The following is a 25058-nucleotide window of genomic DNA, read 5'->3' as shown; positions in this document are numbered from 1 at the left end:
AGGCCACATATGTGGCCTTTTCTTTATAGTTAGCAGTATTTAAAAATTTAGTCTTCTACTATTTCTTCAATTTTATCTTCATCGATTAAAACAGCATTTTCAACAATGCGCTTACCACCTTGAATTTCGATTCGTTTGTTATGCTTATTAAGCGTAAGAATCTCATCACAAAATTGATCAGATGGATGCATCTCATATGTGTAATCAATAATATTACCCGTTTTGTCATCTTTGACATTGGTAATGTTATATTCAGAGATTGCACCTTTCTCAATTAAGTCTTTCATTGTCGTTGTCATATCACGACGCAAAGCTTTTAATTTATTCTCGGTAATTTCGTCTGTTGAATAAATAGAGCCATATTTTTCCATAATCGATAATAGTCGGAAATGGTAGGTCTTACCCGGTGCCGCATAACGCCATAAGTGATATAAACGAAGCATCATCCAACGAGATAAACCACGTTTTAATTCTTGAGCACTATTAAAGTAGTAACCTTTGTATTCAAGATTATCGATCATGTTATGAACGAAGGCATTTAAACAAGCTACACATTTTACGTTACCACCCTGACCTTTTTTGCCACTAAAATGAAGTGACGATAAAAAGTTCATGTTCGATTCGTAAAATGAGTCATCAATATCAGAGTTACGAGTATCTGTTGCTGAATATTTAAAAGAAAGCTTAGAACCTTGTAATGCTTCTAATGATTCTTTGATTTGCGGATAAGGCATCGACTGGCCAACAGCTTTCAGCTCTTGTGCTAATTCATTCATTGAAAAAACAACTGCGTATTGAATACCAGACTTAAAATTGATTTTTACAATTTTCCCTTTAGAGGCTAAACGAATTAAGGCACGTTCGACCTTTTCTTCACGATCTGATGGCCAAACAAGATATTCAACATCTTCACCATCTTTTCTTGTGCTTACTACCGCAGGTGTAATTTTGATTTCACCATCATATAGAATGCCGTCTACTTTTTCAGAGATTTTTCGTGTAACGATGGTTTTCTTTGGTGCTTCTTCAACCGGAAGCTTCTTATGACCAGAACGGACAAATCGTCCCCATAGATCATAATGATTAAATGTATTTGAGTAAGCTCTCAAACCATGTGCAGCATTTTCAATTGAAACACGCACATCTTTGTTGTCTGTAAATAGTGCAAGACTTTCATTATCTATTGCACTTTCCACCCCGTGGATCTGCCCGCGTAATGTATCGGGTAAGTTATCTACCGAGATGTTGACCTTTCGGCTCATTGTTCTTATTTCCAATTTTTCTTCGACAGTTAATAACAACACATAAAACTTCAAAAGTTAAATGTTTAAGTTAGTATAAACTTGATCCGATCATAATTTATTTCTTCGGATCAGTTTTATACTAACTGTTTCGTAATTGCTGATTTTCAGATCAGATTTTTACTAAGTTATAGTTGATAGGTCGCGATTTTACTAACTCAGTTCAAATTATGTCCTGTGAATCACCTTTTTAAAGCTAATTAACACGACATAAATCTCTTTTTTAAAACTCCATGTGGATAAACAGCTCTTAAGTTAGCATAGATCTGATCTGTACCAACTATAGATCAGATCCATACCAACTTATTGTGCATTTTAGTCATGCTCTCGGTGCATAACTTTATAATTTAGTTAGTAAAAAGTTGATCTACACCACTATTTTTGTGAGTAAATCAGTGGTTAAACTGTGCATAAGTCGAAAGCTCATTTTTTGCTTAGTAATTAGCTGATCTGCGAGTCATTAAAGATCTGATCTTTACCAAGTAAAAACACGATCTGGCTTTTTACTAAATATTCAACGAAATCAGACATATATTTCACTATTTTAGCATCTTAACCTTATATACCTATATACTTAACCGATATTAAACTTACTTATTTATACTTAGCATCAGTAAAGTTACAAATTTTTATTAAATGTCTTATAAATAAAAGGTATGTCGCCTTAAATACTTGTTTACAGCAATTTGAATGGACATTATACTTAAAGCATAACTTTGAGGAAGAAAGTATGTCTATCAATAATAATGCGCTAGCCACTTATAGGTTACTAAAAGCGACAGCAGAAGTTGCTGAAAAATCGCTAGAAGGACGTATTCAACATTATCGTGCCCATTTAAAGTCTGAAGAAAAAGAACTTCGTACTTATACGCAAAAAGCAGCCGCTGACTTATTAGGCTGTAATAATCGTACCTTAAAACGACGTCATGATAATGGTGACTTTGATGCACTTGATATCAAACGTGGTGCAAATGGCCACTACGCTTATACCTTGGTAAATATCTTTGCTATGGCTGATATCATGGATATTAAGCCTGATCACCGTACAGTTCATGATAAATTACAAGTTATCGTTATTAACTCGTTAAAAGGTGGTTGTGGTAAAACTACCAGCATGGTAAACATTGCCGCTGCACTTGCTACTACCAATATTAAACGATACAGAATTGGTATTATTGACCTTGATCCACAAGGTTCTTCATCAAGCTTTTTCCCACCTAGTGAGCCAGACCCAATTACTGTGGGTGACTTAATGCGTGACTGTATCGAACTCGATGAAAACGAAACCTGGGATGAGTTAGTATCGAACTCTTTCTTACCTACCCATATACCTAATATTCGTATTTTGCCTTCAGGTATGGATGATTTTTACTTCGAGCATGAAACTGCAACTTTATTAAAAGATAGCTCTAGTTATGATAAAACACGTCATTATCATAAATTGCTCGAAAAAGTTATTGAACCGGTAAAAGATCAATTTGATATTATTCTAATTGATACAGCTCCTTCTCTTAACTTTATGTTTTATAATGCATTAATGGCTTCTACGTCGATGCTTATTCCAGTTCATCCTGAAGCTGTAGACTTTGATGCAAACAATAAATACTTAAAGCGATTAGGCGAGATTTACCATACAGTTGCTGCCCTTGGCCACCAAGGTTGGGACTTCATGCAATTCTTAGTAACTAACTATGTTAAAGGGAATCATTCACAGCGCGACATCGTTAAAGACGTTCGTAGTGCATTTGGTCGTCAAGTAATGAGTTACCCAATCAATCATAGCTCGGCAATTACCGCCAGCTCATCTTCTTTTAATACCATTTTTGATCAAAAAACGTCAGATAGCTTAGCTAGTCGTGAGTCACTACTTCGTGCGCAAGAAAATATCAAAGATGTTGTTGATGAACTTGAAATGCTGATCCGTTCTAATTGGCAGTCAACTCAATCGTCTCTAAATACAGCTAAGTAAGGTAATTAATAAAAATGGCTAAAAAACGTAAAAATGATACCAGCTTAGACCCTTTTTCAACGTCTATCGAAAGTAGCAGTTTAGATGCTTTGCTAGAGCAAGCTTCAGCTGGTGATGTTATCAGTATGCCTGCTCCAAGCGATCCTACACGTCAAATTACTTTGGTGTGTAAGGTTATTCCAAGCTCAGAAATTGAAGCTAAAACAAAGGTCTATGGTAAAAACCGCCGTGTACAATCATTACTAAATGAAAAGTCAGTTGCCGATATCCTTCCTGCAATTGCCGAAGACGGCCGTAACCAGCACCCTGCCCTATGTTGGGATAAAGGTGATGAAATGCTTGTATTAGCAGGTTCTCGTCGTCGAAAAGCATGTATCTTAAGTAACTCTGATTACTTAGTTTTAAGCTCTGAAGATTTCACAGATCAAGATGCTAAAATTCTTGCTGTATCATCTGATCAATACATTGCCCCAAGTCTATGGGAGCTAGGTCAAGCATATCAACAGACCCGTGATGAGCTTATTGCTGATGGTAAAAAAGGCTCTTATCGTGAGATTGCGGCAATTGAAGGTGTATCACACACTGCGATTGCTGACGCTATCAAAGCTTATGAGAATCTACCTTCTGAGGTTTTAAGTCTTTACCCTACTGCGAATCATGTTGGCCGTGAAGTAGCTAAAAAGCTTATCAGTGCCAAAGAGCGTGACGAGCAGCTGTTTACCAAGCTTGTAAATGACGTAAGTAGTGATAGCGAAATAGCGCAAATCAGCAGCGATGATAAACGTGCTCTTGCAATTACCAAGCTATTAACTGCTGAGCCAGCAGCGCCAAGCCGTCGTGAAGCCCTTATTGATAGTGAATTTGTGAGCGTACAACGTAACATCAAAAGCGGTGATTTATCTGTGAAAATCGATAATAAAGTGATGACAGACAAACGCTTAGAGCAGCTAACTAAGCTATTAAATAGCTTTAATTAGTTAGTAAAAGAATGATCTCTCACGCTTTTACTGTTAGTAAAAGCGTGATCTCCCCTTCCCTTTCGTTAGTAAAATAGTGATCTATTACCAGTAAAATTGGTACTTATTACACTCTCAGATCAGTTTTTTACCAACTAATAACCCCTTTACAGGGTTTTTCGTTTCATAATTAGATTGCTTAGTAAAAAATTGATCTGTAAAGCCCCTACCTTGTTATTAACCTGTTTATATCTTGTGCGATTGTTGTTTGTTAAATGCTCAGTATGTCAGTTTTCAGCTTTGATTTTATTTTAAAGCAGATTTTTACCAAGTTATCAGCTCCAACCAGTCCAATATTGCTCAATAGTGCTTTAGCTCTGGGCCGATAGATCATATACTGGCAGAATTATTTTTTGTTTTTACTGCCAAAAGCGTTATGTCTGCTAACTTATCCAAAAATGACTTATTAGCTATCTTTGAAGAAATCAAACAAGAGCAAGAAACTCAGTTTCCTCTGTCTGAGCGCTTCATCAAACAGCTATTTAAGCCGCATGTGTTAAGTAAAGCAAAAGAGTATCACCAGAACGGCCAAATCAACTGGTTAGAACATAACAGTGATTTTAGCGTTATTGATGCATCTATGTTTGGTAACGAAGGAAATACCTTTACTCAGCATATTGAGATCAGTAAATTACCAAGTGGTTTTTCGGTCGATTCGCATTGTACTTGTGGTTCTAAAACTAAATGCCGCCATATTGCAGCTGTGCTCCTAAAACTCAAAATTGAACATTCAGGTGACTACGGCGAAGACTACATCATTAACGATTGGTTTAGTGAGCTAAAAACCCTTAAGCAAGTTACTAATGACAATGCCAAACAGGTTCTATTATTTGTTCTTGATGTAGAGAAATCTGTTGTAACCCTTACCCCTAAAATAGCTAATTATGACGCTGAGCATAACTATACTCTTGGTCGTAACCTTACCGAGCAGCAATTAAATAGTTTTGTAACCCCTACTGATTTATTAGAATCTGACTTTCGGTTATATAGCTGGATCCGTTCTCAGAATGCCCTTGGTAAACTAGAGCTTAAAGGTCAATGGGGCTTTGCAGCACTACAGCAATTAATTGCCACCCAGCGTTTGTTTTTAGGCCGTTCGCGCCAAGCAATTAAAGCTGACAGTATGCAAGCGTTAGAGTTTGATTGGAAACAAAACAAAGACTTAACGTCATTGAGCATGACGCTTGCTGGGCAAGATAATTGGTTATTGTTAAAAACAACACCCCCTACTTACCTTGACCCTGAGAAGCTAAAAGTAGGCCGAATTCGTACTCCGTTAACGGCTGATGAAATAGCGTTACTTACCAATATGCCTGCTATTCACACAGAGAACTTTGACCGCGTTTATCAACAGCTGAATGATAATTTTGGTGAAGGTGTGATCCCTCATGCATTTAAGGAAAGCAAAAAAAGCCTAGCTCGAACTGTATTCCCTGTCATCAGTATCAATAATGACGAGGGCACAATCCGCTTAGGATTGCAGTTTAATTATCAAAACTCTTTGTATGATTTAAGCCAGGCGCCAGCTGAAATACTAAACCAATCATTAGAAAATACCGTTGTAAATGAATTAACTAACCTTGGCTTTGAATTATGTAAAGGGGCTTTACAAACAGAGTTTATCTTTAATAAACAATCAGTTATTCATGAACATTGGTTAAAGTTTGAAATAATTCCAAACTTATTAAAACGTGGTTGGAAAATTAATGATGAGTTAGCTGTCGGCAAAGTCCTTAAACAACTTTCACTGCAAATTGAGCGTGGTAAAGGTCATCAGATAGTTAGTAAAATCGTGATCTCTGGTGTTAAAACTCAACAATTGTTTGTTACTGATAACAATACTTATCAATCGCTTAATCGACAAAGTGAGCGCTTTTATTACTTTACTGTAGGAAAACGCTTTGCTGTGGTTGAAAAGGCCGCGATGATGCAGCTTAATGATTATCGTGAACGTTTTGAGCATATTAAAACCCGTGACGAAATCTTAATGCCTTTGTCGTTTTTGCCTAAGCTCATCGAGCAAAAAGCAATTAAGGTTAATATTGTTGACGATGCTCTAGATGCTTATCTATCGGAATTAAATAGCTCACAACAGCTTATTAAAAAGTCCGATATTCAAGGCTTAAACCAGGGTGTGCAATTGCGTGAGTATCAACAACACGGTGTTGATTGGCTTAACTTTTTAAAACGTCACCAGCTTGGTGGTATTTTGGCTGATGACATGGGGCTAGGTAAAACCCTACAAGTTATTGCCTTTTTAGCTAATGCCAAGCAATCACCACAAGCAGGCCCAACGTTAATTGTTTGCCCAACCAGCTTGGTTGGTAACTGGCAAAGTGAAATTAATAAATTTGCGAGTAACTTAAAAATTACCACCGTCTTCGGTGCTGCGCGCAGCGACCAATTACAACAGTTGTCGCAAGCAGATTGTATTTTAACAACTTATCCTCTATTGAAGCGTGATATTGCCTTTTATTCGCCGCTGTATTTTGAAAACATCATTCTTGATGAAGCGCAATATATTAAAAACGACGCTGCGCAGGTTTCACGCTTGGTTAAGCGCCTTAATGCAGACTTTAAGCTCTGCTTAAGCGGCACGCCTATAGAAAATAACTTATTTGAGCTTAAATCTTTGCTCGACTTTGCAATGCCTTCTTTACTTGGTTCGCAAGCACATTTTAAGAGCTATTTTCAAACGCCTATTGAGCGTGATAACGACGTTGCCCGAGCTGATGAACTTAAGTCGTTGATCATGCCATTTATCTTGCGTCGTACTAAAGCACAGGTAACGCAAGAGCTCCCAGAGAAGACTGAGCTAGTTAAAGAGTTTGAATTTGAGAGCAAACAAAAGGAAATTTACACCGGTATAACTGAATCTTTAGAACAGAAATTAGTCGACCTATTTGCACAGCAAGGTGTACAAAAAAGTAAGCTAGCCTTTTTAGATGCATTATTAAAGCTCAGACAAATCTGTTGTCATCCAAAATTGATCGACCCTAGTTCACAGGCTGGCAGCGCCAAACTTGAATGGTTATCTAAGCATTTGCCTATCATGCTTAGCGAAGGTCGTAAGGTGATTATATTCAGTCAATTCACCATGGCACTTGATGTCATAGCAGAGCGATTAAATGAATTAGGTATCAGTTTTAGTATGCTTACCGGGCAAACAAGACACCGCGACCGTGTTATCGAAGAGTTTACTCAAGGTGATACATCCGTATTCTTAATTAGCCTTAAAGCCGGTGGTACAGGGCTAAACCTAACTCAAGCCGATACTGTGATTCATTTTGATCCTTGGTGGAACCCTGCTGTTGAGAAACAAGCGACAGATCGTGCCTACCGTATTGGCCAAACTAACCCTGTGTTTGTTTATAAATTGATTATGGCTAACTCAATTGAACAAAAAGTATTTAAAATGCAGCAGCATAAGCAAGCTCTTGTTGATGCATTATTTACAGAAAAATCAATGAGTTTTACTCAATTTGATGAAGAGCAAATGCTTGCTCTGATAAAAAATTAAATTTTTTTAAAGTTTTTTTGAACTAATCAAATTTTGGGGCGTCTATTATTATGCTTGTTGTTAAATTGCAGTTTACATAAGCATTATGTTGATTTCCCATTTGGTTACTAAATTTTAGTAATGTTAGAGCCAGCTCACTTTGAGCTGGCTTTTTTTATGCCTAAACCCCCTACTCTGCTGAGCACTAATTCGTTATGATGATGTGTCTTTAAGTTATTGAGTTTTCGTTATGATTACAGAGCTGATTGCACAGATTAATTGGCAAAGTGGCGTGCTTGGTGCTGCTGTAGGTGCTGTTGCAAGTGGTGTTATTTTTGCCTTACAAAAAAGTCGCTTAAAAAATCAGTTAACCGAACTGCAAAATAGTCAGCAAATCCAGCAAAATCATTTAGAACAAAAGCAGCTGCAACTTGAACAAAGCCAACTTACGCTTGCGCAGTTACAGCAAGATTACGCTGAGCAACGTGATGAGTCTCAACACTTTAAAACCCGCTTTGTAGAACAAGAAAAGCAAGCACAACAATACAACCAGTTTTGGCGTCAAGTTGAAGCTGAGCTTGCTGATACTAAAGCTGCACTTAATCAGCGCGATGTTGATTTAAGTACCTTACGAAGCACTATAGAGCAAAAAGAACTGCATTTTAAAGAGCAGCTTAGTCATATCAAAGAAAGCAAAGAGCAACTCAAAAAAGAGTTTGAAAACCTCGCTAATCAAATCCTTGAAGAAAAATCACAACGTTTCAAAACCTTAAACCAAGAGAGTATTGAGCAACTTTTAAAACCGGTTCAGGGTGAGCTAAAAGGCTTTCGCGATAAGATGGAATTGATCCACGTGGAAGATCTAAAGCAGCGTGCAGCACTAAAAACTGAGTTATTGCATTTACAGGCTAAAAGCCAAGCCATCACCGAACAAGCTGATAGGCTGAGCACCGCATTACAAGGGCAAAAGAAAACCCAAGGTAATTGGGGGGAGTTAATGCTTGAAAATGTACTAGACAGCGCAGGGCTGCGTGCTGGAGTGGATTATCAACGTGAAGTGTCGTTTAACACCGAAGATGGCCGTTTACGCCCAGATGTTATGGTGTATTTACCTCAGCAACGTCATTTAGTTATCGATGCTAAAACTTCTTTAAACGCGTATACGCGCTATGTAAATGCCGATACAGAGCTTGAGGCGGAGCAAGCGCTTAAAGAGCATGTCACTGCGGTGCAATCACGTATAAACGAGTTAGCAAGCAAAGCCTACGACAGACTACCAGGTATTAACTCACCTGAAGTGGTGATCATGTTTGTACCAATAGAGTCAGCATTTGTTGAAGCGCTTAAGTACCAGAGTGATATCTATCAGCAAGCAATCGAAAAAAATATCTTAGTTGCAACTCCAACGACCTTATTGACTAGCTTGAACATCGTAAAACAATTGTGGCGTTTTGAAGAGCAAACTAAATACTCAAAAGAGCTTGCCGCCCGTGCTGAGCGTTTTTACAACAAGCTCAATGGTTTCCTAACCAGTATGGAAGGGGTTGGTAAGCAATTAGACCGCGCCAAAGAAAGCTATGATAAAGCGTTTTCTCAGCTGTACCGCGGTAAAGGAAACTTGATTAAGCAGGCCTCTGAGTTCAAAGAGTTGGGGGTTTCTGTTCAAAAAGAGTTACCCGCGGAAACTGTTGAAAAGGCCCAATTAGAGTTAGATTAATATGCAGGTTTTAAAGCGCATCGGGTTTGTTGTCCTTGCATATGTATGTTTTGCAAGTACTGTCAAAGCTGCAAATTATGATTACGGCAGCCAACTTAATAAAGCGTTACACGCTAATAAACTCGTTGCAATTGGTGATGTTCATGGCAGCGAGCATGTTGTTACTAGGCTTATTAAATACTTAGATGAGCCTAGTAACTGGCAGCAGCTTGATGATCTTGTCGTTGAGTTTGGTAATGCGCGGTATCAAGATTTAGCTGATCAATATTTGTTGAGCAAACAGAATATAAGCATTGATGACGTAAGGCACATTTGGCGCGACACCTTGTATTTTATGGCATGGCAATATGATGTTTATGAGCAATTAGTTTTAAAGTTAAAACAGCTTAATAGTACCCGTGAACATAAAGTTCGTCTTGTCCTTGCTGAGCCTGCAATGAACTGGCAAACCCTCTCTAAAGAGGATTGGCAAAAGCTAGAAAGTAGCCGTGAAACTGGCTATTTAGAGGCAATAAATCAGCATGTTGTCGCTAAGCATCGCCGTGCAATCTTACTCTTTGGTGCATTTCACACGTTTAAAAAGCCGGTAGTTATAAACAATCAAACTTCGCCTTTTAGTTCTGTAATTGCATTACTTGAGCAGCAAAAACCGGGCTCCACATACACTGTTTGGCCAGCGATGAAAAACGATGGTATTGCATCATCATACCCTGCGGACAGCTTGATCCCTTTATCGGCTAATAGTTCGTTGAATATGCCCTTAGCGTCAATGTCTAAGCGCTTTGCGGTAAATAACAATGTAAGCCTTGCGGATGTTGCAGATGCTTATTATGTGCTAAAAAACACAGATAGAAATGCACCATTAAGTGATGCGGCTTTAAATGATCTGACGTGGCATAAAGAATTAAAACGTCGTGCTGAAATAGTGTCACCAAGAAGTGCTAAACAAATCCACTCTTGGCTTAGCCAACATAACTAATAAAAAGCCAACGTCATGTGGGCTTTTTATTAGTTAATAAGTTCTGCTGAAACAATATCGTTGAGCATCAAAAAGTGGTTAAGTACAGACTCTTCAAGTTCGAAAACCTGCGCTAGTTTTTCGCCACTTGCTGACATCCCTGTTTGCGCACCAGCAAACTCAATATGCAACCCTAAACGCTTCAGGGTTTGAGCGTCGTAACTATAAATAGCAGAATCACGTTTCTCTGTAATACCAGGCATCATACCTATGATAGTAACCGCCTGTTCAACATTAATGATATCGAAGAATTGTCGCTCTGCTGCTTGCCATTTTGCTATATAGCTAGCGACCTCAGGCGGTTGCTCCATGGGCACGTATAATGGCTGTAATGAGCCCCCATGCCAGCCGATAACGGCTTGCTCTTCAACGAGGACATGTGGGCTTGCGGTAAGTACATAGTTGGCACAAGACGATGCACAAAGCTCGTGTACCACAACATCGAGTTGATATTCATGAACTAAGCCACCTAAATGTAAACCCGCCATCACATCACCACCTTGGCTATTAATAACTAAGGTGTTGATTTGTTGATCGCTACTTACTAATAACTGTTCGAACTTTTCAACATTTTGCTTTGATGTTTCGCCCTGAAAATAAATAGTGCCCGGCGATACTTCACTAATTTCAGCAACGCTTTGCTGTGTTGTTTTACAACCAACCAGCAGCACGCTCAATAAGAATAAAAAACGCATTAACAATGCCTTGAAGTTTTGTTTGTATACAGTGCGCAATTTAATAATATGTCATTAACGAACTGCAAAAATGGCATAGTACGTTTTTTTACTTGAGAAATAAATCCACATAATAGGAACAATTGTATGAATATTGGAATTTACATCTATGATGATGCCGAAGTACTCGATTTCTCAGGTCCGTTTGAGGTGTTTAGTACTGCTAAGCGCCTAGCGAATAATGATTGGCAAGTGAGTTTAATTGCCGAAAGTGATAGTCCTGTACTTGCCCGCGGCGGTTATAGTGTAAACCCCCATTACAGCTTTGCTGACTGCCCTTCGCTTGATCTCCTTGTTGTGGTTGGTGGCGACCATACACGAGAGCTGGAAAAAGCAGAGGTTATTACTTGGTTAAAACACACAGCCACTAACACCAAGCGTGTTGCCTCTGTTTGTACGGGGGCATTTTTGATTGCTAAAACAGGGCTTTTGAACGGTAAAAATGTCACGACTCATTGGCAAGATCAACCAGAGTTGGCTGCTTTGTTTTCTGAGCTCAATGTGATTTCAGATACTCGTTGGATCACCGATGGTAAGTTTACCAGCTCTGGGGGAATTTCTGCTGGCATTGATATGAGCCTAGCGTTAGTCGCTGAGTTTATTAGTTACGAACACGCCCTACTGACTGCCAAACAGATGGAATATCAATGGCAGACTTTATAATTGTTCAGCAATATAGTCGGTTATAAACTGTTTTAAACAGGCAGCCTTTTTACTCAGTAAACGTGCGCTTGGCCAGATTGCATAAATGTCGCGGTTTTCTCCTCGCCAGTGTGGCAGTACTTGAACTAGCTGCTGAGATTTTAATTCATCTATAACCTCAAACCGAGGTAACAAGGCGATACCTTGCTCATCACAAACTAAGTATTTTACAAATCCAGTATCGTTAAAAGTACTAGCAAATCGGCACATGTGAGTATAAGTTGCATTCGTTTGTGTATTGGTTAGCTGCCACTTATTTCGCAACGTGGTACCAATTAACCTATGTTGTTTTAAATCAGCAGGCTCTTCTATGGCAGATGCCGAATTAAGGTATGCTTTAGTGCTAACAAATAAGGTATCAACACTGCCTAACTTTTTCTGATGGAGCATAGAATCAGCCTGCGGCCCTACTCTTATTGCTATATCAGCTTGGCTTTTACTCAGATCTTCAAGTTTATTATTAAGCAATAGCTCAAGTTGAATATCAGGGTATTGTTTAGTAAATGCGAGCCACATCGGCTTTAAGAAACCATGACTAATATTCAGAGGTGCTAAAACTTTAAGCTTTCCTGATAATTGTGCTTTTTGATCATTAAGCTGGCGGTGAGTTTGTTCAAATTGCTCAATTAATTCAACATAACTTTGAAAATATACCTCTCCTGCTTGTGTTAACGTACATTGCCTTGCTGAGCGATTCAAAAGCTGTTCGCCTAGGCGTTGCTCAAGTCGTTGCAAGCGTCTCGATACAGTTGCGGTAGGCAACGACAAGCTCTCAGCCGCATTACGTAGGCCGCCTTGTTTAACAATCTGTATGAATAGGGCAATATCGTCAATCATGTTCTCATTTATGCAATCATAGTTTGTTTATCTTGCTATTTTTAGCATTTTTGCAATTAGATATCATGTCTTTTATTAAATCATTTAAGAGCATCTAATTATGAGTGTTAATGATATTTATGTGATAACTTTTGTAGGCATAGCGGCGACTTTGTTCATTGATCTTTATGCTTTTGTGCTGGCTAAAGTGTTTAAGATACCGTCATTAAACTTTTGTTTAGTTGGCCGTTGGGGCTTGGGTTTATTAGATGGAAAGTTTAAGCACCTGAATATAGCAACTAGTCCAGTTAAGCAGTTTGAGTGCGTGTTTGGGTGGTGTTTACACTACTTTATTGGTGTTTTATTTTCGTTTCTATTTATATTACTGGTCGGTATTGCTTGGCTTGAACAGCCCACCTTAATCGCTGCATGTATATTTGGATTAGCTAGCGTATGTATGCCATTTTTTGCTATGCAGCCCGCTTTAGGGATGGGGATAATGGCTACGAAAACCGCAAACCCACTCCAAGCCCGTTTAAAAAGTGCTGTAACTCACCTACTTTTTGGTGTCGGAATATATTTATCAGCTCAATTCATTCAATTTATTTAGGAGTATGTAATGGACGCAAAGCATTGGCATCAACGTTGGGAAAATAACGAAATTGGTTTTCATGAAGGAGACGTTAACCGTTATCTAGATCAGTATTTTACTAACTTGAATTTACAGCAAGGCGATACTGTTTTTGTACCACTGTGCGGAAAAACTCACGACATTCATTATTTGCTAGCGCAAGGTATGCGTGTTGTTGGGGCAGAACTTAGTGAGATTGCCATTAAGCAGTTATTTGATGAGTTAAAGCTAGAACCCGAAGTTAGCCAACACGGTGAACTATTACGTTACCAAGGCGCAAATCTAACCGTTTGGGTGGGTGATATTTTTGCACTTACCGCGAATGAACTTGGCACTATCAACGCGGTTTATGACCGTGCCGCCTTAGTTGCGTTACCAAAGCCAGTGCGCATTCGCTATACCCAGCATTTACTTGAATTAACCAATAGAGCAACGCAGTTAGTGGTGGTATTTGAATATCAGCAAAGTGAGTTTTCGGGTCCGCCGTTTAGTGTGGTCTCCGATGAACTACATCAGCACTACGATGCTTTTTATCAACTAACATTACTGTGCAAAGAACCTCTCGAAGGTGGCTTAAAAGGGCAAGTCCCTGCCATGAACGTAGCTTGGAATTTAAGTTAGTACTTACAAACTAGTGGTGTGTAAATTCACACCCTAGCTGTGCGTTTTTGTGGCTAGTTATTGTACCTCTGTGCGTGCACTATAGTGATTTGCGTATTTAAGGAGTACATTTATGCAAAAGCCACGCGTTTTCTTTGTTTCACATGGCGGCGGTCCTATGCCTTTACTGGGCGATCCAAGTCATGCCGATATGGTCACTTGTTTACAGTCTATTGCCGCAAAAATTAAAAAGCCATCTGCTATTTTGATGGTGAGTGCACACTGGGAAGCGAACCCAATTAGTATCACTTCGAGCTCTGCTCCTGGGCTAATTTATGATTACTATGGTTTTCCTGAGCCTGCTTACAGCATTGAGTACCCAAGCCCAGGTGAACCTGCCCTTGCCGAAAAAGTACATCATGCATTGGCAAAAGCTAATATCGATAGCGCATTAAACCCATCTCGTGGCTTTGATCACGGTATGTATGTGCCTTTGAAGATTATGTATCCAAAAGCAGATATACCTTGTGTGCAATTGTCGTTACATCCAAGCCTTGAGCCAAGCTTACACCTAGCGATAGGTGAGGCTTTACAACAGCTTGATTACGATAATTTATTGATCATTGGCTCTGGCTTTACTTTTCATAATATGCGCGCATTTTTCACGCCAGAAACCGCTGAAATTAAAGCGCAAAATATGGCTTTTGAGCAATGGCTAGTTGATGTATGTGGCAATACTGAGCTGAGTGAACAGCAGCGACAAGCTAAACTATTAGAATGGCAAATGGCCCCTGCGGCGCGTTTTAGCCATCCTCGAGAGGAGCACTTATTGCCGTTACATGTTTGCTATGGTGCGGCGATGCGCCCTTGTAGTGATATCTACGAACTACGTATTGCCAACAAGCAAGCCAGTATGTTCTTGTGGGACGATTAAGTTTAAGTTCAACCCCCCAGATAACACGACAAAGACTCAGATTTTATTCATCTAATTTGGTACGCTAGGTAAGTTAAAACCTAGGAACAACAAAATGAACTTAATAAAAACATCAACCCTTGCGTTTGCTGTGGTTGCGGGTTTAGGTTTGCAGGCATGCTCAACTACAGAGCAAGCTAGCACCCCATCAGCAACAGTGAACGCAACGGCTAACCCGCTCTCGCTTGAACAAATTTATAAAGAAAAAGACTTTAAAGCTGAGCGTAGCACCTATTTTACGTGGCTCGATGATGGTACTGGCTACACAGTACTTGAAGAGCGCGAAAGCGATAAAAACAGCCAAGACGACAAAGCTAAAGACGATGAGCACGGCGTAAAAGGCAATGATATTGTGTTTTATAACGCCGATGGGACGGGTCGTAAGGTACTTGTTAGTTACGAAAAATTAATTCCCAAAGGTGATAAAGAGCCACTCACCGTTGAAAGCTATCAATGGTCTAAAGATGGTAAATGGCTGATGGTTTTTACCAATGGCGAGCAAGTGTGGCGCTCACGTAGCCGTGGTGATTTTTGGCTTTTAAACCTCGAAACTGATTCGCTATATCAGTTAGGTGGCGAAAACATCGAAGCGAAAAAGCTAATGTTTGCTAAGTTCTCACCAGATAGCTCAAAAGTAGCTTACGTGCGTGATAACAACATCTACATGGAAAAAGTGGGCAGCAAGGCAGTGACTGCTTTAACCACTGATGGTAACGACACCATTGTTAATGGTAATTTTGACTGGGTATACGAAGAAGAATTTACTATTCGTGATGGTTTCCGCTGGAGTCCAGACAACAAATCAATTGCCTATTGGCAGCTTGATACCAGTGGCGTGAAATACTTCACCATGATCAATAACACCGATGAGCTCTACCCTACCCTTAAAGAATTCCCGTATCCAAAAGCCGGCGAGATGAACTCAGCGGTTAAAGTGGGAGTGGTTAGTCTTAATGACAAGAAAACCCGTTGGGCTGAACTAGGTGGTGATAATCGCGATCGTTATATTCCACGTATTAGCTGGGCAGGCACTGGTGAATCTTTGATGATCCAAGATCTTAACCGTCCGCAAAGCCACAACAAGGTTTGGTTATTCGACTGGCAAAAACAGCAACTGACTAAAATTCTTGAAGATAAAGACGATGCCTTTATTGAGTGGTTTTATAAAGCAAACTGGTCAAAAGACGGTAAGTTCTTTATTTGGCACAGTGAGCGTGATGGCTGGCGTCATTTGTACCGTGTATCTCGCGATGGCAAAACGGTTGTTGATTTAACACCGGGCGAGTACGACATCATTGATATGTTAGCGCTCAACGAAGATAAAAACGTTATGTACTTTACTGCATCACCGGATGATCCTGGTCAGCGTTATTTATTCCGTACCTCGCTTGATGGCAGCTCTAAACCGATGCGCGTAACGCCTGAGTCATTCGATGGTTCAAACAGCTACTACATGTCTAAAGATACCTCTTGGGCAATGCATACTTTCTCTAAATTTGGCACCCCACCAATGAAAGAGATCATTAAAGTAAGCGATCACAGTAATTTGAAAACCATAGTTGAGAACAAAGCATTAAAAGAGAAATTAGCGACTGAGCAATTACCGACTCACGAGTTCTTTACGGTTAATGCGCGCGATGGTGTTGAGCTTGATGGCTACATCATGTTCCCAGCGAATATAGACAAAAGTAAAAAATACCCAATCGTTTTCTATGTTTACGGTGAGCCGTGGGGCTCAACAGTACAAGATCGCTGGGAAGGTAACAGTTACTTATACAAGTCGTATCTAACTCAGCAAGGCTTTATTGTTGCTTCAGTAGATAACCGCGGCACGCGCGCACCAAAAGGCAGAGATTGGCGTAAATCTATCTATAAAAGAATAGGCTCTATTACCGTGCGTGACCAAGTTGACGCCCTTGATGCGATGGCAAAACGTTGGGATGTCATTGATACCGACCGTGTCGGTGTATGGGGTCACTCAGGTGGTGGTAGTTCAACGCTTAATTTGTTATTCCGCCATGGTGATAAATATAAAGTTGGGATTGCCTCTGCCCCTGTGCCAGATATTCGCTTGTACGATACTATCTACCAAGAGCGCTATGCAGGTAACCCAAATACCGATCCTGAAAGTTACGACAACACGTCTCCGATCACCTTTGCAAAAGACCTGCAAGGTAAGTTGCTACTGATCCACGGTACCGGAGATGATAACGTACACTACCAAGGTTCAGAGCGTTTAATTAACGAATTAGTTAAGCACAATAAACAGTTCGAGTTTTTCTCTTACCCGAACCGTTCTCACAGCCTACGAGAAGGTAAAGGCACTACCCTGCACTATCACACTATGATGGCTAACTTCTTCGAAAAGCATTTACTTAACAAGTAAATATGCTTTATTAAAAAATACCGCAGCTTAGACATTAAGCTGCGGTTTTTTTATGCAAACTGTAAACCCCCGTTACAGATAAAAAGCGATACGTTTTGGGCTATTCACATTGAGCAACACAAAATAACTCGCACCAATTTAAAAGTATGAAACTAGACCTTAGGCCTCATTAGATGGGCTTATTTCGTGAATAAAACCCCATAATCTGCTTGTTGATCTACACATTTTCTACACTTTTCAACCTTGGCTCTATGGTAATTTTTTAATCAATAATTCATGTAGGGAATTTGGTTATGAAATTAGGAAAAAGCTTTTTGCAATCATTGGTAGTGCTTGCGTTATTAGCAAGCTTAGCTGCCTGTGGTGACAGTGACTCATCATCGTCATCAGATACAGATACAGATACATCGACCAGCGATAGTAGCAGTGATAGCAGTGGTTCTGATAACAGCGGAAGTGACGATAGTGGCGATGATAGCAGCGGTAGTGATAGCAGTTCAGGCTCACTTAGTGTCAGTGATTTCAGCGATATCAGTTTAGGCGACTGTGAGCTTGATACCAGCCTTGAATCACTGGTATGTGCTGCAAATGCATTAATCGACACATTAGATGAAGATGAACTTGCTGATTTACAGCTTGATTACTCAGACTCTGAAGCAAGAACTGTGTGGTCAAACTTACCGACGGGCAATGTAAGTCGTAATGGTATTGAGCTTGGCGCATTAGACGATGAATCACTTGAAGCGGCCATGATGGTTGCGAAAGCGGCACTGAGTGATGATGGCTACCAAGATTTCTTAGGTACTATTGCTGCGGATGATTACTTAAATGAGCTAGGTGGCGGTTCTGCTTACTCATCTGGTAAATATTATCTAGCGTTTTTTGGCGACCCAGATGTGAGCGGTGACTGGATGTTGCAGTTAGGTGGTCACCACTTAGCTTATAACATTACTTATTTAAATGGTGACGGTTACCCTGTGCCAAACCATATTGGTACTGAACCTAAAGTCAGCTTTGAAATAGACTCAGCAAGCTATGCTCCACTTGCGGATGAAGGTGACGCCCTCGTTGCTATGTTTGATTCATTAAGTGAATCAGAACTTGAAGAAGCCTACTTAAGCGGTGAAAGCTATTCTGATGTATTAGTAGGCCCAGATAACGGGAGTGGTACGTTACCAACTGATTACCCTACAGGTGATAATCGCAAAGGGTTGCTTGTTTCAAGTTTAACGCAGGATCAACAAGCATTGGTTACAGCGGCAATTGAGCAGTGGATCAACGACTACCCAGAAGAAGTGGTTGAAAACTTAACGCTTAGCTATGTAACGAGTTCTGCTTATGCAGATACCTATATTGCTTGGGCTGGCACTGAATCGGCAGGTGTTGATGTGGATGTTGCCGGGACTTATATGCGTATTGATGGCCCTAACCTTTGGATTGAGGTGGCGTGTCAAAATGGGGTGATTATCAGTGATGAAACTCATTACCATACAATGTTCAGGGATAAGAGCTGGGATTATGGTAATAATTTATAAGCCATGAAAACAGTAATTAATCTCCTATTTGGGCTGACCTTTTTGGTCAGCCTCTTTTGTACAAAAGCCTTTGCTCATTCTGCTTCAACGAGTGCTGTGTTTATTGATACACATAAACCACAGATTGAACTCGAAATTTATTTACCCCTCGATCAATTACGTTTAGCTGATGAAAGCCTATTTCCTTCACAAAATGATGATCTAAAGCAGGTTAATTTCTCGGCTTTACAAGACTACCTGCAAACACATGTGAGTATCACAGCACAAAATTCTCAGCCGTTAACAGCGCAAAAGGTTGATGATTTTGCTATTCATGAATTTGATAACGTACTGTTTATGGTGATGAAAATGCACTTTATCAAACCAGATAATTTTGATAACAGCGGTTTTTCTTTGCATTACAATGCCATTTTACACCGAGTTGTTACTCACAAAATTTATGTTTCGTATCGCAACGATATGCATGAAGTACTTAAAGCAAGCCAAGACATAGCAACCATAGGCCTGATCCGCTATCAGCGCGAAACCTTATTTATAGAGCCTGAAAAAATCACTGCATGGTCTCAGTTTAAGCTGATGTTTTTAAATGGTATGAGCCATATTGCAGCCGGTATAGATCACTTGCTGTTTTTACTGTGCTTAATTTTGCCAGCCCCTCTTGTTAGTGCCAATAAGCGCTGGCAATCAGTGGCACCTGTGCGCCAATGTGTTATATCTGTAGCTAAAATTGTCACCTTTTTTACACTCGGACACTCATTAACGTTAGCCCTGACGACGCTCGGGTATATTTCATTTCCTGCAAAGCCAATTGAGATTTTGGTAGCGACCTCTATTTTAGTTTCGGCGTTGAATGCAATCAGGCCGATTTTTTCGCAGTCAGCTATGTGGATAGCATTTATTTTTGGGCTTATCCATGGGCAAGCATTCGCAATTGAAATGAGCCATATGGGGTTTGATACGCAGGCTATTATCGTTGCATTGGTTGCATTTAACCTGGGTATTGAAACTGTGCAGTTACTGATCGTTATTTGCGTTGTACCCGTGCTAGCAATGCTTGCCAGAACTTATTTTTATAGTGCTATTCGAATTGCATTATCAGTGCTGGCTATGGCGGCTGCGAGTTATTGGATTATCGAGCGAAGCGTGTAATGAAAAGGGCCTTATTTGGCCCTTTTTACTTTTAAAACAAAGTTATAAATAGGTGTTAAACCAATTAACTAGCTCTGATTCAAGTTGTTCTTTATGGTTCATTAAAAAGTGGTTATCACCTTCATACACCACAAGTTTATGGGGGATATGATACTTATCTAGCGCTTTGGCAAATTGAACAGAGTTTTCGACCGATACTCGTTTATCGTCACTGCCATGAATAAGTAGAATGGGCACTTTAGGCGATAGCTTATCAACCCAGTTCATCACAGAGCGTGCTTCAAGCTCTGCTTGTTTGTTCTCTTTATAATTGGGGATACGACGCACATACACGTGTTTTTCCATGTTAGGTCTAAACGTAAGCTCTTTGACTAAATCAGTCGCCCCCGCAATGGTTGCAATGGCTTTAACCTTGTTTGTGTGTTGCATGGCAAGGTGGGTTTGCATGCCGCCTCTACTTACTCCTAACATACCAATACGGTTTTCATCTGCACTTGCTATGTGCGGAATAAAATCAATAAGCGCAAGTACGTCGTTAACATCTCTGCCACCAAATTCATCTAAGTCATCATTTTTAGCTGATGTACCGCGGTATTGGCTGCCGATAACCACAAAACCTTGCTCTGCTAAAGGAAAGAAATTGCGCATCATTGCAGCAAAATAAACACTGCCAAAATTACCGTTACCGCCGCGGTTATAAATTAACACAGGTAGCTTATTCTTGATGACTTTAGGTTTGATGATATAACCAAGCACCTCAACATCATCGACCTGATATTTAAAATTATGGCAGGTTAAATTTGTTTTAAAGTTATCGAACATATCTTGTGGAAAGGTTTCTTCAAAGGCTTTAATGCGCTTTAAGTATGCTTCTTCGTTTTTAGCTTTGCGTTTATTCTTTTGCGCAATAAATTGATGCCACGAATCATAGTCAGCAAAGATACCTGTAAAGCAGTCTGTTTCTTTTGTGACGTGTTCATCATCGATAATTTTCGCTGCGCTGGTAGAAAAAACAGCGAGAAATAGGCTGGCAAAGAGTAGTAATTTATACACAACAACATCCTTATTGGTGACTAAAAGTTACTAAACCACAGTAACTTAAATGATGGTTATTTGTATATAACTACTTTTTTACGTATCAAAACTTTTATATTATGAAAGTTAACTTATTGAATTGGAAGTCATAATGAGCAATAAACCGCCGCATATATTAGAGTTTCTGCCTAAGCGTTACACCTTGTGGGGGTTATTATGCTTATCCTTGGTATTCGCTATATTTGTAATTATATGGTCTCGAGCTCCTGAATACCGGCCTTTGGTACAAGATATGCGCTTAGTCAATGCCGTCAAGATAGTTGATGTACTGGACGTTGAAGAGATCCCTTACAAGGCTGATATTAAAAATCATATTTTGTACGTTGATGTTCTTCATTCAGACCAAGCAAGGCTAGCACTTGCTAAAGTAGGTTTCGTCTTTGATTATCCAAATAAAGATACATTTAGTTCAATACCGCAAGCATGTGCCTTACTTGAATCACAAGAAGCAAAGGAAAATAGGCCTATTCATCAAACTGAATGGTTTCTCCGATTAGTTCGCATAATAACGGCCGCGATAGTACTCATTACTTTAATCTTGGTCGTTGTACGACCCATTTTAAAGAATCTTATTCTTGAAGATAACAACAAAGATTAATATACCTTTTAGCAAAGAAAAAGCCGCAATAAGCGGCTTTATCTGTAATGGGGCTTTACACTAAAAATAGGGTTTGGCGTTATTCAACTGAAATGAATACTTCAACTTCTTCACTGCTTTTATAAAACTCATAGTCAGTTTTATATGCTCGAATATGCGGGCACTGTTCATTACTAAAGTACTGCCAAACTTGGCCCCAAACATCGATAACGGTTTGTGGCATTGCACCTTTGCCGCTAAAGCGAAGATAGTTACCTGTAGCGAGTGTAGTTTGTTCTACCTCTGATGACGTGACTTGCATGTCAGTACATGCAAATACATCAAACTCTCCTGTGACATCAGATTCATAATGAGTATACACGCCATAAACTTGGCTAGATGGCGTTAAATTTGGCGCTATGTCTGTGTAAAATTGCTGCCATAAGCCAGCGATTTTGGCACCTTCCCCACTCATTTCTTTCATATTGCTGGTGCGAACTTTGAGGCCAAATAAAGTTGTTGGGTTGTCGATATTGATCTTCGTTACTTGCTGATCCATTGCATTTTTCCTTGCTTATTTTGTTCCCAGTAAAATACCAGAGCATGCGTACTTTAACCTAGCCTTTTTAATTATTTATTTTAAAAAAACTATATTTTGTCAACGGCCTTTACAGCTTAAAAAACAGTCATGGCATCCTTATCTGCATCAGGTTAAGATGGGTAAAATAACAACAAAATCAGCGGGTGTTTAATGAATAAAATCAATGCGCTTATCTACTTTTTAGCCTTTAGTAGCGGCTTTTGCATTATGGGAATTGAGCTTTTAGGCGGGCGAATTTTAGCGCCGTACTTTGGTAGCAGTGTGCATATATGGGGCAGTATTATCACTGTATTTATGTTGAGCTTATCTTTCGGCTATTTACTTGGCGGTAAGCTCTCAACCCGCAATCCTTCGTTAACTAAATATGGTCTCATTTTCTTTGTAGCAAGCATTATGGTAGTGCCAATAGTAGTGTTTGCTGAGCCAATTATGACCTTTATTTTCACCCATATTGAAGACAGTCGTTACGGCTCGTTGCTGGCATCAACGGCGTTGTTTTTTATCCCTACAACAATACTCGGCATGATCTCACCTTACTCAGTGCGATTATTGGTTACCGATCATGAAAAAAGTGGTCAGGTTGCCGGTGGTTTGTATTTTGTGAGCACCCTAGGTAGTGCGCTTGGTACGATTATTACCTCTTTTTATATGGTGTTAGCGTTTGATGTCAACGACATCATTAAAACCTTTGCAGCGGTATTAGGCGCGCTTGGTTTGCTTGCAATTGCGGTTAGTCAAATAAAAACGAAGGAGCGTACCGTATGTTTAGAGTCTTAACGCTTTGTTTGGTCATGACATTGCCTTTTAGCAGCTTGGCAGAAGTAATACATAAAGAGCGCTCGCTTTATCGCAATATTTTAGTTGAGAAGTCTGGCGATTTACTGTGCTTAAAATTTAACGAAAAAACCCGTAAAAGTACGCAAAGTTGTATGTATAAGAGTGAGCCTAAAAAGCTGGTGTTTAATTACACCAAAATGACGTTTGCAAGCTTACTATTTATTGATAACCCTCAAAATGTACTGATCATAGGTTTAGGGGGAGGTTCACTCTCTAATACCATTCATGAGCTTTACCCTAGCGCTCATATCGAAAATGTCGAAATTGATCCCGCGGTAATAAAAGTTGCCCGTGATTATTTTAGCTTTGTAGAAACTGATAACGTAACGTCTAAGGTGCAAGATGGCCGTATTTTTATTAAACGTGCCGCACTTAAAAAACAAAAGTACGATTGGATTATTCTTGATGCCTTTAACGGCGATTATATCCCTGAGCACCTTCTCACTAAGGAATTTTTTGCGGAAGTAAAAAGTGTTTTAGCTGATGGCGGAATTGTCGCTGCAAATACTTTTTCATCGAGTAAACTGTACCAGCATGAGTCGGCAACTTACTTCGATGTGTTTGGTGACTTTGTTAATGTTGTGACCGATGAAAACTCTAATCGCATTATTTTAGCTGGCTTCGAGACTATGCCTAGCCAGCAACAGTTAGCCGAACGCGTCAACAAACTCGCAAATAAGTTAACCCCTTACGATGTTGATTTGCAGTTACTCAGCGAGCATTTGTTTTATACTAAGGGTAATCAAGATTGGCCAGCGGATACCAAGGTGCTCACTGACCAATATTCACCAGCGAATTTATTAAATTACCAATGATCAAATACGCCTTAATTGCATTTCTTTTAATTACGAGCTCTGCTGCTATGGCAGAGCACCCTTCCCCCCCACCTTTAGCTGCAAGTCAGCAGCAGTTGTCTAAACTATTGAATCAATACAAAGGGCAAGTCGTGTTACTCGATTTCTGGGCGTCTTGGTGCAGCCCGTGTCGACGCTCGTTTCCTTGGTTTATAGCCATGCAGAGTAAGTATCAACAGCAAGGGCTTAAAGTAATTGCTGTAAACATTGATGTTGAGCGCAGTGATGCCGATGCTTTTTTAACTGAGTTTGCAGTGAACTTTAATATTATTTACGACCCAGACGCTGTTATTGGCAAGCAATATCAACTCAAAGGGATGCCGAGCAGCTTTTTAATCGATAAAGAAGGCGTAGTAAGGTTCCAACACACAGGCTTTGTAGCTGATAAATTAGACCTCTATGAAAGCCATATCAAAGAGTTAATTGCTAAATAATGTGATTAGGAAGATAACTTTTGCAGTTGTTCGCTTTTATCGAACACAGCTATCTATTTTATTAATTGCACTAACATTTACTTAGCATGCTAACTACATTAAAATAGTTAGCATGCTAAGTAAATGGAGCGCATCATGTCTTCCACTCCCCCTTTTCACGAAACTCTTGATTTAACATTATGCGGCAGTATGGGCCGTGTGCATCGTTTATGTCGCGATGCTGTCACTTTGGCGGTTGAGCCTTTGGGTCTTACCCAATCTCGCTGGACCGCGATGATGCACCTGTTTCATCTAAACCAAGGTTGTACGCAACAAGAGTTAGCAAATAGCTTAGGCATTGAAATGCCTTCACTAACTCGCACTATTAAACATCTTGAGCAGCAAGAGATTATTGCTCGTAAAGCTGATGCTGAAGATAAGCGCAGTAAACGTCTGTACTTCACTGAGCAAGGTCTACAATTGTTAGACACATTGCAGGTGATTATTGCCGATGTGAAACAGCATCTTTATGCTGATTTAACCACTGAGCAACTCGATACCATGGCGCATGGTTTAATTCAGATGGAGCAAAACGCCCGTCAGTGTATCCGTCATTATTCAGGAGATAAGTAACG

At 39.8% G+C, this 25058-nt stretch carries 22 protein-coding genes; 17 read left to right on the top strand and 5 right to left on the bottom strand.

All coding sequences use genetic code 11. The features are described from left to right. Positions 1-47 precede the first annotated feature (47 nt). Positions 48-1262, bottom strand: a complete 1215-nt coding sequence (locus AADY36_RS18445) for a hypothetical protein (protein ID WP_054563104.1) — start codon at positions 1260-1262, stop codon at positions 48-50. A gap of 769 nt (positions 1263-2031) precedes the next feature. Here AADY36_RS18445 and AADY36_RS18440 point away from each other — a divergent pair. From AADY36_RS18440 to AADY36_RS18420, 5 genes are all read left to right on the top strand, one after another. Continuing rightward, complete coding sequence (locus AADY36_RS18440) at positions 2032-3270, top strand: AAA family ATPase (protein ID WP_054563105.1); 1239 nt, start codon at positions 2032-2034, stop codon at positions 3268-3270. A gap of 14 nt (positions 3271-3284) precedes the next feature. Then, positions 3285-4247, top strand: a complete 963-nt coding sequence (locus tag AADY36_RS18435; protein WP_054563106.1) for a hypothetical protein — start codon at positions 3285-3287, stop codon at positions 4245-4247. A 415-nt stretch (positions 4248-4662) separates the two neighbouring features. After that, positions 4663-7806, top strand: coding sequence for a DEAD/DEAH box helicase (locus tag AADY36_RS18430; protein WP_054563107.1), 3144 nt, complete (start codon positions 4663-4665; stop codon positions 7804-7806). A gap of 229 nt (positions 7807-8035) precedes the next feature. Beyond that, positions 8036-9502 (top strand): DNA recombination protein RmuC, encoded by a 1467-nt coding sequence (gene rmuC, locus AADY36_RS18425; RefSeq protein ID WP_055198890.1) that lies wholly within the window; start codon positions 8036-8038, stop codon positions 9500-9502. A gap of 1 nt (position 9503) precedes the next feature. Then, a complete protein-coding gene (locus AADY36_RS18420) occupies positions 9504-10481 on the top strand; it encodes a hypothetical protein (RefSeq protein WP_342409439.1) in 978 nt (325 codons plus the stop codon). Positions 10482-10510: 29 nt separating this feature from the next. Here the strand turns inward: AADY36_RS18420 and AADY36_RS18415 are convergent, their stop codons facing one another. Further along, a complete protein-coding gene (locus AADY36_RS18415; protein WP_054563110.1) occupies positions 10511-11215 on the bottom strand; it encodes a hypothetical protein in 705 nt (234 codons plus the stop codon). A gap of 126 nt (positions 11216-11341) precedes the next feature. Here AADY36_RS18415 and AADY36_RS18410 point away from each other — a divergent pair, with 126 nt between their 5' ends. After that, positions 11342-11917 (top strand): DJ-1/PfpI family protein, encoded by a 576-nt coding sequence (locus tag AADY36_RS18410; protein WP_055021228.1) that lies wholly within the window; start codon positions 11342-11344, stop codon positions 11915-11917. Here AADY36_RS18410 and AADY36_RS18405 read toward each other — a convergent pair. After that, positions 11912-12793 (bottom strand): LysR family transcriptional regulator, encoded by an 882-nt coding sequence (locus AADY36_RS18405; protein ID WP_055021229.1) that lies wholly within the window; start codon positions 12791-12793, stop codon positions 11912-11914. The genes AADY36_RS18410 and AADY36_RS18405 overlap by 6 nt on opposite strands. A gap of 100 nt (positions 12794-12893) precedes the next feature. On the opposite strand from AADY36_RS18405, the gene AADY36_RS18400 reads away from it, so the two are divergent. The 6 genes from AADY36_RS18400 to AADY36_RS18375 all read left to right on the top strand — a co-directional run bounded on the left by AADY36_RS18400 (position 12894) and on the right by AADY36_RS18375 (position 20046). Further along, a complete protein-coding gene (locus AADY36_RS18400; protein ID WP_342409438.1) occupies positions 12894-13382 on the top strand; it encodes a DUF2938 domain-containing protein in 489 nt (162 codons plus the stop codon). A 9-nt stretch (positions 13383-13391) separates the two neighbouring features. Then, the gene (gene tmpT, locus AADY36_RS18395) at positions 13392-14024 is read left to right on the top strand and encodes a thiopurine S-methyltransferase (protein ID WP_342409437.1); all 633 of its coding nucleotides are present in this window, start codon (positions 13392-13394) and stop codon (positions 14022-14024) included. Between the two features lie 112 nt (positions 14025-14136). Beyond that, complete coding sequence (locus AADY36_RS18390) at positions 14137-14937, top strand: DODA-type extradiol aromatic ring-opening family dioxygenase (protein ID WP_342409436.1); 801 nt, start codon at positions 14137-14139, stop codon at positions 14935-14937. Between the two features lie 94 nt (positions 14938-15031). Then, entirely contained in the window at positions 15032-17362 is a 2331-nt protein-coding gene (locus AADY36_RS18385; RefSeq protein ID WP_342409435.1) for a S9 family peptidase, read from the top strand. A gap of 293 nt (positions 17363-17655) precedes the next feature. Then, positions 17656-18897 carry a DUF3500 domain-containing protein gene (locus AADY36_RS18380; protein ID WP_342409434.1) on the top strand — a complete coding sequence of 414 codons (1242 nt, stop codon included), beginning with the start codon at positions 17656-17658 and terminating at the stop codon, positions 18895-18897. 3 nt (positions 18898-18900) lie between these two features. Next, positions 18901-20046 (top strand): HupE/UreJ family protein, encoded by a 1146-nt coding sequence (locus AADY36_RS18375; protein WP_342409433.1) that lies wholly within the window; start codon positions 18901-18903, stop codon positions 20044-20046. Between the two features lie 42 nt (positions 20047-20088). Here AADY36_RS18375 and AADY36_RS18370 read toward each other — a convergent pair whose 3' ends face one another. After that, the gene (locus tag AADY36_RS18370) at positions 20089-21099 is read right to left on the bottom strand and encodes an alpha/beta hydrolase family protein (RefSeq protein WP_342409432.1); all 1011 of its coding nucleotides are present in this window, start codon (positions 21097-21099) and stop codon (positions 20089-20091) included. A gap of 133 nt (positions 21100-21232) precedes the next feature. Between AADY36_RS18370 and AADY36_RS18365 the strand changes: the two genes are divergently transcribed. Then, on the top strand, positions 21233-21739 hold the full coding sequence (locus AADY36_RS18365; RefSeq protein ID WP_054563120.1) for a hypothetical protein: 507 nt from the start codon (positions 21233-21235) through the stop codon (positions 21737-21739). 79 nt (positions 21740-21818) lie between these two features. Here AADY36_RS18365 and AADY36_RS18360 read toward each other — a convergent pair whose 3' ends face one another. Then, positions 21819-22277, bottom strand: coding sequence for a GyrI-like domain-containing protein (locus tag AADY36_RS18360; RefSeq protein WP_054563121.1), 459 nt, complete (start codon positions 22275-22277; stop codon positions 21819-21821). A 192-nt stretch (positions 22278-22469) separates the two neighbouring features. On the opposite strand from AADY36_RS18360, the gene AADY36_RS18355 reads away from it, so the two are divergent. The 4 genes from AADY36_RS18355 (at position 22470) to AADY36_RS18340 (ending at position 25056) form a co-directional block, all read left to right on the top strand. Continuing rightward, positions 22470-23096, top strand: a complete 627-nt coding sequence (locus tag AADY36_RS18355) for a fused MFS/spermidine synthase (RefSeq protein ID WP_239963517.1) — start codon at positions 22470-22472, stop codon at positions 23094-23096. Next, a complete protein-coding gene (locus tag AADY36_RS18350) occupies positions 23081-23971 on the top strand; it encodes a spermidine synthase (RefSeq protein ID WP_239963516.1) in 891 nt (296 codons plus the stop codon). Before AADY36_RS18355 ends, AADY36_RS18350 begins: the two co-directional genes overlap by 16 nt. After that, positions 23968-24444: a TlpA disulfide reductase family protein gene (locus tag AADY36_RS18345; protein ID WP_342409431.1), complete on the top strand. Its 477-nt coding sequence runs from the start codon at positions 23968-23970 to the stop codon at positions 24442-24444. The genes AADY36_RS18350 and AADY36_RS18345 overlap by 4 nt, the downstream gene beginning before the upstream one ends. A gap of 135 nt (positions 24445-24579) precedes the next feature. After that, complete coding sequence (locus AADY36_RS18340) at positions 24580-25056, top strand: MarR family winged helix-turn-helix transcriptional regulator (protein ID WP_239963515.1); 477 nt, start codon at positions 24580-24582, stop codon at positions 25054-25056. Positions 25057-25058 lie beyond the last annotated feature (2 nt).

The sequence above is a fragment of the Pseudoalteromonas sp. D15MCD-2 genome, assembly GCF_038562745.1.
Classification (GTDB): Bacteria; Pseudomonadota; Gammaproteobacteria; order Enterobacterales; family Alteromonadaceae; genus Pseudoalteromonas.
Note: the sequence above shows the minus strand (reverse complement) of the source record. Positions and strands in the feature narration are given on the sequence as shown.

Excerpts from the sequence above, each read along its gene's own strand:
- AADY36_RS18380 (WP_342409434.1), top strand. The coding sequence starts at position 17,656 with ATGAAATTAGGAAAAAGCTTTTTGCAATCATTGGTAGTGCTTGCGTTA.
- AADY36_RS18340 (WP_239963515.1), top strand. The coding sequence starts at position 24,580 with ATGTCTTCCACTCCCCCTTTTCACGAAACTCTTGATTTAACATTATGC.
- AADY36_RS18440 (WP_054563105.1), top strand. The coding sequence starts at position 2,032 with ATGTCTATCAATAATAATGCGCTAGCCACTTATAGGTTACTAAAAGCG.
- AADY36_RS18375 (WP_342409433.1), top strand. The coding sequence starts at position 18,901 with ATGAAAACAGTAATTAATCTCCTATTTGGGCTGACCTTTTTGGTCAGC.
- AADY36_RS18365 (WP_054563120.1), top strand. The coding sequence starts at position 21,233 with ATGAGCAATAAACCGCCGCATATATTAGAGTTTCTGCCTAAGCGTTAC.
- AADY36_RS18410 (WP_055021228.1), top strand. The coding sequence starts at position 11,342 with ATGAATATTGGAATTTACATCTATGATGATGCCGAAGTACTCGATTTC.
- rmuC (WP_055198890.1), top strand. The coding sequence starts at position 8,036 with ATGATTACAGAGCTGATTGCACAGATTAATTGGCAAAGTGGCGTGCTT.
- AADY36_RS18350 (WP_239963516.1), top strand. The coding sequence starts at position 23,081 with ATGTTTAGAGTCTTAACGCTTTGTTTGGTCATGACATTGCCTTTTAGC.
- AADY36_RS18390 (WP_342409436.1), top strand. The coding sequence starts at position 14,137 with ATGCAAAAGCCACGCGTTTTCTTTGTTTCACATGGCGGCGGTCCTATG.
- AADY36_RS18355 (WP_239963517.1), top strand. The coding sequence starts at position 22,470 with ATGAATAAAATCAATGCGCTTATCTACTTTTTAGCCTTTAGTAGCGGC.
- AADY36_RS18415 (WP_054563110.1), bottom strand. The coding sequence starts at position 11,215 with ATGCGTTTTTTATTCTTATTGAGCGTGCTGCTGGTTGGTTGTAAAACA.
- AADY36_RS18420 (WP_342409439.1), top strand. The coding sequence starts at position 9,504 with ATGCAGGTTTTAAAGCGCATCGGGTTTGTTGTCCTTGCATATGTATGT.
- AADY36_RS18345 (WP_342409431.1), top strand. The coding sequence starts at position 23,968 with ATGATCAAATACGCCTTAATTGCATTTCTTTTAATTACGAGCTCTGCT.
- AADY36_RS18435 (WP_054563106.1), top strand. The coding sequence starts at position 3,285 with ATGGCTAAAAAACGTAAAAATGATACCAGCTTAGACCCTTTTTCAACG.
- AADY36_RS18360 (WP_054563121.1), bottom strand. The coding sequence starts at position 22,277 with ATGGATCAGCAAGTAACGAAGATCAATATCGACAACCCAACAACTTTA.
- AADY36_RS18400 (WP_342409438.1), top strand. The coding sequence starts at position 12,894 with ATGAGTGTTAATGATATTTATGTGATAACTTTTGTAGGCATAGCGGCG.
- AADY36_RS18430 (WP_054563107.1), top strand. The coding sequence starts at position 4,663 with ATGTCTGCTAACTTATCCAAAAATGACTTATTAGCTATCTTTGAAGAA.
- AADY36_RS18445 (WP_054563104.1), bottom strand. The coding sequence starts at position 1,262 with ATGAGCCGAAAGGTCAACATCTCGGTAGATAACTTACCCGATACATTA.
- AADY36_RS18385 (WP_342409435.1), top strand. The coding sequence starts at position 15,032 with ATGAACTTAATAAAAACATCAACCCTTGCGTTTGCTGTGGTTGCGGGT.
- AADY36_RS18405 (WP_055021229.1), bottom strand. The coding sequence starts at position 12,793 with ATGATTGACGATATTGCCCTATTCATACAGATTGTTAAACAAGGCGGC.
- tmpT (WP_342409437.1), top strand. The coding sequence starts at position 13,392 with ATGGACGCAAAGCATTGGCATCAACGTTGGGAAAATAACGAAATTGGT.